This window comes from Mesorhizobium sp. M7A.F.Ca.MR.148.00.0.0, assembly GCF_003997735.1.
Taxonomy (GTDB): Bacteria; Pseudomonadota; Alphaproteobacteria; order Rhizobiales; family Rhizobiaceae; genus Mesorhizobium.
In genome coordinates this window covers 18118-22146 of sequence record NZ_RZTB01000083.1, presented here as the reverse complement: position 1 = coordinate 22146, position 4029 = coordinate 18118, and the positions used below count along the sequence as shown (strand labels likewise).

General features: G+C 56.0%; 4 protein-coding genes. All 4 read left to right on the top strand.

From position 1 onward, the window contains the following. The first annotated feature begins 99 nt into the window (after nucleotides 1-99). Genes EOB49_RS38800 through EOB49_RS24150 form a run of 4 tightly spaced genes read left to right on the top strand, consistent with a single transcriptional unit; the run spans nucleotide 100 to nucleotide 3962 of the window. Nucleotides 100-789: a hypothetical protein gene (locus EOB49_RS38800; protein ID WP_348630279.1), complete on the top strand. Its 690-nt coding sequence runs from the start codon at nucleotides 100-102 to the stop codon at nucleotides 787-789. Next, nucleotides 782-1600, top strand: coding sequence for a hypothetical protein (locus tag EOB49_RS24160; protein WP_063169429.1), 819 nt, complete (start codon nucleotides 782-784; stop codon nucleotides 1598-1600). Before EOB49_RS38800 ends, EOB49_RS24160 begins: the two co-directional genes overlap by 8 nt. Beyond that, on the top strand, nucleotides 1600-2916 hold the full coding sequence (locus EOB49_RS24155; protein WP_127382440.1) for a hypothetical protein: 1317 nt from the start codon (nucleotides 1600-1602) through the stop codon (nucleotides 2914-2916). The genes EOB49_RS24160 and EOB49_RS24155 overlap by 1 nt, the downstream gene beginning before the upstream one ends. Then, nucleotides 2913-3962, top strand: a complete 1050-nt coding sequence (locus tag EOB49_RS24150) for a hypothetical protein (protein ID WP_127382439.1) — start codon at nucleotides 2913-2915, stop codon at nucleotides 3960-3962. Before EOB49_RS24155 ends, EOB49_RS24150 begins: the two co-directional genes overlap by 4 nt. The last annotated feature ends 67 nt before the right edge of the window (nucleotides 3963-4029 follow it).

Sequence of the window (4029 nt, the reverse complement as noted above, 5' to 3'; positions counted from 1 at the left end):
GTTTTCTGCGCTCGTCTCGTCACCCATCGGTCGTTTTTCGTAAAATTCGTTGGGATCATTTCAATCCTTTTCTATATCGGCTTGGCGATTTCGATAAACTTGGCGCTAGCGCACTACCGTGAGGTCAGCGGCTCGCTCGCTGACGGCGCCGGCGCTGAGGTCATCCGTAATATGCTCGCCAATCCAGCGGGTCTCACGGACATCAAGTCCTGGTTGCTGTTTGCGATCGGCCTGATGTTTTCGCTTTTCGCTTTTATCGACGGCTGGTTCGTGCTCGACCCTTACCCAGGCTACACTGGCGTTGAAAATCGGCTCGTTCGACGGCGCGATGACTACATCGATCGAAAGAAGGAACTGATCGAAGAGCTGCAGGATGTCCGCGACGACCACAACGAAAAAGTGGAGGAAATCGTCAAGCAGCTTGGTAGTCGCCGGCGCGAGCACCGCGCGATTGTCGATCATCGATCGAGGCTTCTGGCTCTTTTTGCGCAGCATCAAGACCAATTGGAGCGAGCCTGCAATCAGCTTTTGTCGATGTATCGGGAAGCCAACATCCAGGCGAGGACCGAGCCGGCGCCCAAGCATTTCGGAACGCCCTACAAACTTGATCGCATCAAGCCATACGTCACCGGCGAGCGGGAGTGGAATGAGGGAGATGTTGGCGCATCAATTCGCCAGGCGCAGGAGGAACTCAACGAGCAGGTTCGTCTGATTGGTCAGGAATGCGAACGGGGAATTGAGCAGTACCGAGATCTTGATAAGCTTCACCCGGACAGCGTGAATGTCTAGGCGAACCCGCAGACGCAAGAAAGGCAATGCGGGTACCATTGCCGCGGCCATTGCCCTTGGTGTGCTATCCGTTGCGATGTTGGCCGGCTTCGGCTGGATGTGGACCAGGTCTGGCAATGGCCATATCGACGCCAACACGAATTGCCCATTGGACGGACCCTCCAGCCTGACCGCCGTCCTCATCGACGCCACTGATCCAATTTCGGCAACGACGATGGCTGATCTCAAGAACGAGTTCCGAAAGACCATTGGGCAGGTCGAGCCGGGTGGGTATGTGAGGATTTATACCCTGAGCTCGGCGCCTGGTGAGCTGACGGTGATGTTCGATGGATGCAATCCCGGTGATGGGTCGACCGTCGATAGTTGGACCAACAATCCTGCGCGGCGTCAAAAGAAGTGGGAAAACGCCTTCGGCGATCCTTTGAACAAACTTCCCGATGAAATCCCGAATGCGGCTTCCGCGAGCCAATCTCCGATCATGGCTGGAATTCAGAAAATCAAGCTGTCGCTCTTCGATAGCAGCTTGGCCAAACAGGGCAGTCCCAAGCGATTGGTGGTCGCCTCTGACATGATCGAGCATACGACGATTTACTCGCAGTACCGATCGGGACTGGATTACCAAAAATACCTCAACAGCGCCGCCGACCGCACATATGGGACGTCGCTGGATGGGGTGGGCATCACAATTCTTTATATCGATCGGGCAAAGAAGCCATTTCAGACCCTGGATCACGCGGAGTTCTGGACACATTGGGTCCAGAACCATCACGGCGAGTTCGAAAAGCTGGTTGGCTTGGATGGGTTAAACTGATGGCGAGAGCGCACGACAAACCTTTGCTGGATCATCCACGTCTGCCGGTCGTGGTTTTCGCGGCATTGACACTCGGCGGGTGTGTATTCATCGCCATTGCAAAACTCTCAGGCGTAAATCCGATCGTCGCGGCGGTAGCACCGGCCTGCCTGATGTTTTTCTATCTCGGGGTTTCGATCTTTGCTGGAAAGCTACAACTGCACGACGAGCAGACCGGCGATAACCTCTACTATATGGGCTTCCTGTTCACCCTGACGAGCCTTGGGGTCTCGCTGTTTCAGTTTGGAACGGAAGGCTCAACCGACACGATCGTCCAAAATTTTGGCATCGCGATCACGTCGACGATCACCGGTATTGCTCTGAGGGTTTTCTACAATCAGATGCGGCGCGATCCCGCGGACATTGAGCGAACGGCGAGGCACGAACTTGCCGACATGACACGGCGTGTAAGAGCCGAGATGGAAAGCGTAACCAGGGAGTTCGCCGACTTTCGTCGTGTCAGCCATCAAATGCTCGAAGAGGGCTTTGCAGAGATTGCCGAGCAAGCGGCACGCAATGGGGAGCACATTCGATCTGCCCTGGACAATATTGCCATGGAATCGATCAAGCCTGTCCAAGAGGCGTCTGCCAAGCTCAGTGACGCGTTGCAGCACAATTTCGGGCAAGTCGAAACCCAGTTTGCTTCGATAGCGAACCGCGTTGGAGCTGCAGCGGATTTGCTGGATAAAGCCAACAGCTCGATGTCCGACTCTGTTGGAAAGCTCGGTGATCAAGCCGACAATATGGCTGCCAAGCTGGAAAAGGTGGTTGTTCCTGATGAGGTGCTGAAGAACGATCTGGCGCCGATGGTCAAGCTCCTGGGTAATGCTGTCGCACAATATGCGATAAAAACCGAAACAGCCTCGCAAGAGCAGCAAACGCGGATGACCGGTCTTGCCGACGCAGTGATCAAGGTGGCGACTGGAGTGGAGAGAGCGGCAGCGGCCGCAGAAAAGACCGCAGAAACTGTCCAAGCGCAGCAGCGTTTGACTGAGGAGTTCATGGCTGTGATGCAGAAACACAGCAATGAAACACGCGGCCTCGTCGCAACCCTTACACAACATAGCCTCCCGGCCGTGCGCACGCCCCAGCCTCTGAGCAATGCGATAGCGAACGATGTCGAGCGAGTGGCGGCACCTTCCACTGTTGCCTCCCCTGTGGAGACGCCAATCAAGGTTTCGGATGACACGGAGGGCGACACCTTCCGATCGTTAAGCAGTCCGGCGGAGGTGGAGAAGGGTGAACCGCCAAAGAGAGCAAGTTGGTGGGGCAGGTGAGTGAGGTTAGCGGAACAGCCATTACGTTTGAGCGCAAGGGCTATGGCCGCGGCCTGATACTCGGCCTGACGATGGCTGAGACGATGCTGCTTCTCGTTTTCTGCCTTTTGCTTGCTGCAGGCGCGCTCATCGCCAAGACAAAGAAAGAGGCTGCGGCAGCGCAGAAGATTGCGCAGTCCCTCAATGAGAACGCTCGCAAGCTTGACGAGGAAAACAAGCGGTTGCTGGCTCAGCTGAATGCCATGGTCAAGCCTGCAAGTCGACGCAATGTACCAGATCAAGAATGGCGTGAATTGGTCCGGGCCAAAGAGGCCGCAGAGGCAATCAAAAAAGTGGGACTGACCCTTGAGGAAGCGGTGAAAAGCGCGCCGGCCGCCAAAGTCCTCTCTGACAACGACGTCGACGTTGATCAGGCCAAAGCCATGATCGAGAAGATGAAGGTTCTGCGCGAGCTCGGCTACGTTGGCACGGGCAAGACGTCCAAGGATCTTGCTGACGCACTGAAGAAGGCAAGGAACGAGGCCTCTGCTGACAAGCCACACGATTGGCCACCGATCATCAGTCTTAGCGAGCTCGATGGCTATAATTTCGATACTGGAATTGCGGAGCTTTCCGGTGGCTTCAAAACGAAGTTGCGGCAGATGTCGAAGACCATTGCTGGAATTGCAACTTCCTATGGTGTGGACGTCATTGAGGTGATTGGCCACACGGACGAGCAGGCGATGTCCGGTGACTCATCGAATATGGACAGAGGCCTTCAGCCCGTACTGGCGCGCAAGATGGACATTGGCACACTCCATCCTGCCGACAATGCCGGGCTTGGATTAGCGCGAGCGATCTCCGTCACAGGCATCCTGCGCGATATGCCGGAACTGAAAGGCTTCACCATCCTGCCAATGTCCGGCGGCCAGTTGATATTGCCTGGCGACCGGCTCACCGACGGCGCACAGGCCGGCGACGTCAAGGCGAGGAGGCGAATTGAGATCAGGGTCAGGCAACGTTCGCGAGAGACAGATATTGGACTGGTTCCGGTACCAAAGTTGTGAGGCGAACTGCCCTTGGGTTTCGCTCACAGGGCTTGGGGGGGATTGCGGGGATGGGGTTTTACGTTCG